Genomic DNA, 4812 nt, shown 5'->3' with positions numbered 1-4812 from the left:
GTTGAATACCACGGCGCGCCTTTCGTTGGATGGCAGCGCCAGAAGGAACACACCTCTGTTCAGGGGCAGATTGAGGCTGCTCTGGGCAAGCTCGAAAAAGGGTCGCACACGATTGCGGCGGCAGGGCGCACCGATGCGGGTGTGCATGCATGGGGGCAAGTCGCGCATTGTGATCTAACCCGTGATTGGGACCCTTTTCGTTTGTCTGAGGCTTTGAATTACCATCTGAAACCGGATCCCATCGCGATCACCGCTTGCGTAAAAGTGGATGACGATTGGCACGCGCGGTTTTCGGCCCTTGAGCGGCGCTATGAATTCCGCCTTCTAATGCGCCGCGCTCCTGCGACGCATGATGCAGGGCTGGTTTGGCAAATCTCCCGCGATTTGGATGCAGATGCGATGCAAGAGGCCGCCAACCACCTGATTGGCCTGCATGACTTCACGACATTCCGTTCCTCCATCTGTCAGGCAGACAGCCCTGTGAAAACGCTTGATGAGCTGACTGTGCGCCGTATCGATGGCCCCTCTGGCCCTGAAATCCGCTTCACCGTGCGCGCGCGCTCTTTCTTGCATAATCAAGTGCGCAGCTTTGTTGGAACGTTGGAATGCGTCGGCGCTGGGTCATGGGAACCGGACGATGTGAAACGCGCGCTTGAGGCGTGCGAGCGATCCGCCTGTGGGCCAGTCAGTCCACCCCATGGCCTCTACCTCGCTCATGTCACTTATCCCGAAGATGTGTTCGCGGGCGCAACGATCTAATCGTTGTCCGTCAACCCGGCCCCTGCGCCTGCAAGTCGGGACGCTTCGGTTTCAGGCACGAGCATTTTGGCTGCGAATGCGTTTAGGCGATCCCAAACCGCGGTATCAACCTCAAACGGACCTGCAGGTATCTCAACTTGCTGCATCATCTGCGCGAGGGATGCGTCGATCTCATCCTCAACGCGCGCTTCGATCCCAGCGGCCGCGAGATCGAGCGAGGCAATCGCTGTCAGAACAGGATGACCGCGCCGAAGGCTACCCTCTTCCAACACAGGTCGATCCAAGGGAACTTTAAGCAGACCAACGATAAGACTAAGCGTATTATCCTTGGCCAATAAAGGCGCTATGCGGGCCAAGTCTTCAGCGCAGCCCAGCGGCATCCCCGCCCCGCGCGCCGCCTTGAGCACCATGCCCGAAATCTCATTGCTTGATCGCATGCTCTATTCCCCGAAACACGGCAGCCAACAGGCCTCCGCGCCTTGGAGTTCATCAAACAAAGGCGCCCCTTGGAATAGGGTGATGCGCGTCCAGCGATCTGACTTTGGGTCAAACTTCGACGCGCCAAAGAACGACAGTTTGCAGCGCAGCATATCGATAGGCAGGCAATCCTCGCCAATCAGATTGTCACGAATTTCGCCATAAGGCGCTATTGCTAGGCTCTGTACACGGCGCACCGCGAACCGCTGTTCTGGCTGCGCCATGACGAGTTCTGCAACACTTCCTATTTTCCCTTCAAGCGCGAAAGCAAGCGTCGCGACTTGCCGCGCAATATCGAGCGGGCTTTCTAACTCAGCGCCTTCTTCCTCATGCCGCAACCCTAAACGCGGTTCTTGCTTGGCTTCTGACACATACCAAAACTGCGCGGTCTCTGTTTTACTGTCAAAGTCGAGCGCCAAGGCCCAATCCCAATCGCGCGCGATCAAATCACGCAACACCGCGACATCCATCGCAGGATCAATTTGCGCGGTGAAAGGGTTCGCCAAACACTCCGTCAAACCGTCGATCAACGCGCCAAAGGGTTCCAGCAAGAGGGCGATCAGCAATTCTTGGGTATCTTCGAACCAAGCCTTTGACGCCACAAGCACTGCGGCAATCGGATAATCACCCGCGAGGGAGCGCTTGAGTAGCGCCTGAACCTCAGGCCAATCCTTGCGCAGTTCAGTGATCCGTGCGGCGGCAATCTCGTCTGGAACGTTCCAATCCTCCATATGTCGCGAGGCGCGCGCGGCCATTGCATGAAGCTGCGCTTGTTGATCTGCCGTCAATTTCGGGTGCGCCGCCACCCGCGCCAAAGCCGTCTCGCGCACTTGCATCCAACTGTCGAGGAGCCTTGGATGGCTCACCAAGAACGGCGCCATGCCTAGACCTGTGGAATTGCCAATCCCTAAATGCCGTTTCAAAACGGGATCAAGCGCCGCGCCGCCCACATGTTCGACCAGATCATGGGTGAAGCCACGGATCAGCCAAACCGTCAGCATTTCTGCCGCGAAGGGACCACCCAAGAAAGGTCGCGATGCGATATGAGCGCGATCAGCGATACCGAATTTGCCGTTGCCATAAACTGCGGTAGTGCGCATGAGATAGCCGATATCACGCACCATCTGCGCGTCAGGTTGGCCGCCTGATTTCAACGCATCAACGGTATGCTGGAACAGGCGCACGGATTTGTTGGCGCGGCTCAGAACCAAATCGCGCGCGGTATAACGCGACGCTTCTTGATGCGGTGCGGATGCGACGATGCGAGCGATTTCAGCCGCATCAGGTATCCCATCATAAAGGACATAAGCCGTGTCCCACGCCGTCGCGATCACACGGTCCGTGCGCAGCTCTGGCGGTAGATCAGTGGAAATAGCGACGAGCGAATAATCAAAACCACCCAATCGCAGCGTGTAGACAGCATGGCCAAAACCGCCCTCGTCCATTTCCCAAACTGGGCGCGTTACTTGAGCGTTTTCAGCCGCAAGATCACGGAGCAAGGTGCGTAGAAAAGACAGCCGTGTCGGAAACATCGCGCCCATTCGGCGCAGGCGCATCACCGTGCTCGGTGGGCGCAGCGCGACCTGCGCGATGGGATCAGACAGGGCTGCGGTCATGGCAATCCACCAAAGGAGCTTTCATAAAAGCGCAACCAATTGCCGCCCATGATGCCATCGACCTCTGCCTGCGCAAAACCTACATCGATCAAACCTTGCGAAACATTGCCGAAATCGCGGTTGTCGTTGAACCAGCTTGGCATCGGCGGAAAGCCTGCATCGCTCGCGCTGCCCTCACCGTAATCGATGACCTTGCTCCAACGCCCGACACGCATCCATTCGACAATGCTATCGGGCTGATCCTGACAGAGATCCGTGCCGATGCCCAAATGCTCCGCCCCATAGCGCGATGCCGCTTCCGCCACCATTTCGCAAAAACTCTGCAGCGTGCAGGCAGGACCATCTTTCAAGTGATGCGGGTAGACGGAAAAGCCAAGCATACCGCCCGCGCCCGTCAGCGCCATGAGCACCTCGTCCGATTTATTGCGCAGCGCGGGGTGCCACCAATGGGGGTTCGCATGTGTGATCGCGATGGGGCGGCTTGAATGTTCTATCGCTTCCAACGTGGAGCGATCCGCAGAATGGGACATGTCCACGACCATCCCAACGTGGTTCATTTCCTGCACGACCTGTTTGCCCATACGCGTCAGGCCCGTGTCGTCGTCCTCATAACAGCCCGTCGCGAGCAGCGATTGGTTGTTATAGGTCAGCTGCATAAAACGCACACCGAGCTGATGGCAAATCTCCACAAGGCCAATGTCGTCCTCAATCGGGCTTGGGTTCTGAAAGCCAAAGAAGATCGCCGTGCGCCCCGTTTCTTGCGCAAGGCGCACATCAGCGGCGCTGGTGCCTTTGAATATCAACTCGGGAAAGCGTTCGAACCAGCGGTTGAAGGCCTCAAGGTTCAACACCATTTCACGGAAACTTTCGTGATAGGCGATGGTGACATGCACCGCGTCGACCCCGCCCTCTCGCATTTGGCGAAAGATGGTTTCAGACCAGTTGGCATATTGCAGATTGTCGATCAGGGGTGCTTTCATGAAAAGCACGCTGGACCCAAAGCCTGGCGCGAGCAAGATGGAAAATTCAGCCGCCGCGCTTTTTCGCGAAGAAAGTTTGGAGCAGTTCCACCGCAGCTTCTGCCCCAATGCCATCGTACACCTCTGGCGCGTGATGGCTTTGGCTTTGCTCAAACACCCGCGCGCCAACCGTGACGCCGCCTGATTTGGGATCGCTCGCCCCGAAATAAAGCCGCGCTATGCGCGCGTGGGCAATCGCGCCGGCGCACATCGCGCAGGGCTCTAGCGTCACGTATAAATCGCAGCCCGTCAAACGGTCCTGCCCCAAAGCGGCACAAGCGGCACGGATTGCCATGATTTCCGCATGTGCAGAGGGATCATGCCCGATGCGCGTGGCATTGCGACCGCGGCCAATGATTTCGCCGTCTTTCACCACAACCGCACCAACAGGCACCTCGCCCTCGCGACTTGCAAGGCGGGCTTCCTCCAAGGCAACATCCATAAATGACGTGAATTGCATAATAGCGGTCCATCTACCTTTCGCTGCGCGCCTCAATACCCTAAAGCAAGCTTATGAGTACAGAAACACCCAAAGGCGATCGTATCGCAAAAGTCTTGGCCCGCGCGGGCGTCGCATCTCGCCGTGAGGCAGAGCGCATGATCGAAGCTGGCCGTATCTCGGTGAATGGCAAGGTGATCGACAGCCCTGCCCTCAACGTGGATTCGCGCGCAAAGATTTCCGTGGATGGCAAACCGATGGCCCCGCCAGAGCCACCGCGTGTGTGGCTCTATCACAAGCCTCTTGGCCTTGTGACGACGGACAGCGATGAAAAGGGCCGCAAGACGATCTATGACGATCTGCCCGAAACCATGCCCCGCGTGATGAGCGTTGGTCGCCTCGATCTGAACTCCGAAGGGTTGATCCTGCTCACCAATGATGGCGAGCTGAAGCGCAAGCTGGAATTGCCCGCGACGGGCTGGATGCGTAAATACCGCGTCCG

Annotated in this window: 6 protein-coding genes; 2 read left to right on the top strand and 4 right to left on the bottom strand. The window is 57.8% G+C overall.

Annotation, left to right across the window (positions count from 1 at the left end; all coding sequences use genetic code 11):
- The coding region (gene truA, locus ABJQ89_RS01000; RefSeq protein WP_348494417.1) for a tRNA pseudouridine(38-40) synthase TruA at nucleotides 1-759 on the top strand (759 nt) is incomplete at its 5' end.
- Here the strand turns inward: truA and ABJQ89_RS00995 are convergent.
- The 4 genes from ABJQ89_RS00995 to ABJQ89_RS00980 are packed head-to-tail and all read right to left on the bottom strand — an operon-like array spanning nucleotide 756 to nucleotide 4331.
- Nucleotides 756-1196, bottom strand: coding sequence for a DUF3726 domain-containing protein (locus tag ABJQ89_RS00995; RefSeq protein WP_348494416.1), 441 nt, complete (start codon nucleotides 1194-1196; stop codon nucleotides 756-758). The genes truA and ABJQ89_RS00995 overlap by 4 nt on opposite strands.
- Nucleotides 1197-1199: 3 nt before the next feature.
- Nucleotides 1200-2852 carry a hypothetical protein gene (locus ABJQ89_RS00990; protein ID WP_348494415.1) on the bottom strand — a complete coding sequence of 551 codons (1653 nt, stop codon included), beginning with the start codon at nucleotides 2850-2852 and terminating at the stop codon, nucleotides 1200-1202.
- Nucleotides 2849-3832 (bottom strand): membrane dipeptidase, encoded by a 984-nt coding sequence (locus ABJQ89_RS00985; RefSeq protein WP_348494414.1) that lies wholly within the window; start codon nucleotides 3830-3832, stop codon nucleotides 2849-2851. The genes ABJQ89_RS00990 and ABJQ89_RS00985 overlap by 4 nt, the downstream gene beginning before the upstream one ends.
- Nucleotides 3833-3878: 46 nt before the next feature.
- On the bottom strand, nucleotides 3879-4331 hold the full coding sequence (locus ABJQ89_RS00980; RefSeq protein ID WP_348494413.1) for a nucleoside deaminase: 453 nt from the start codon (nucleotides 4329-4331) through the stop codon (nucleotides 3879-3881).
- A gap of 53 nt (nucleotides 4332-4384) precedes the next feature.
- Between ABJQ89_RS00980 and ABJQ89_RS00975 the strand changes: the two genes are divergently transcribed.
- Nucleotides 4385-4812: S4 domain-containing protein (locus ABJQ89_RS00975; RefSeq protein ID WP_348494412.1), on the top strand; the 428-nt coding region annotated here is incomplete at its 3' end.

Origin of the sequence: Planktotalea sp. (assembly GCF_039984035.1) — a bacterium.
GTDB lineage: Bacteria > Pseudomonadota > Alphaproteobacteria > Rhodobacterales > Rhodobacteraceae > Planktotalea.
Note: the sequence above shows the minus strand (reverse complement) of the source record. Positions and strands in the feature narration are given on the sequence as shown.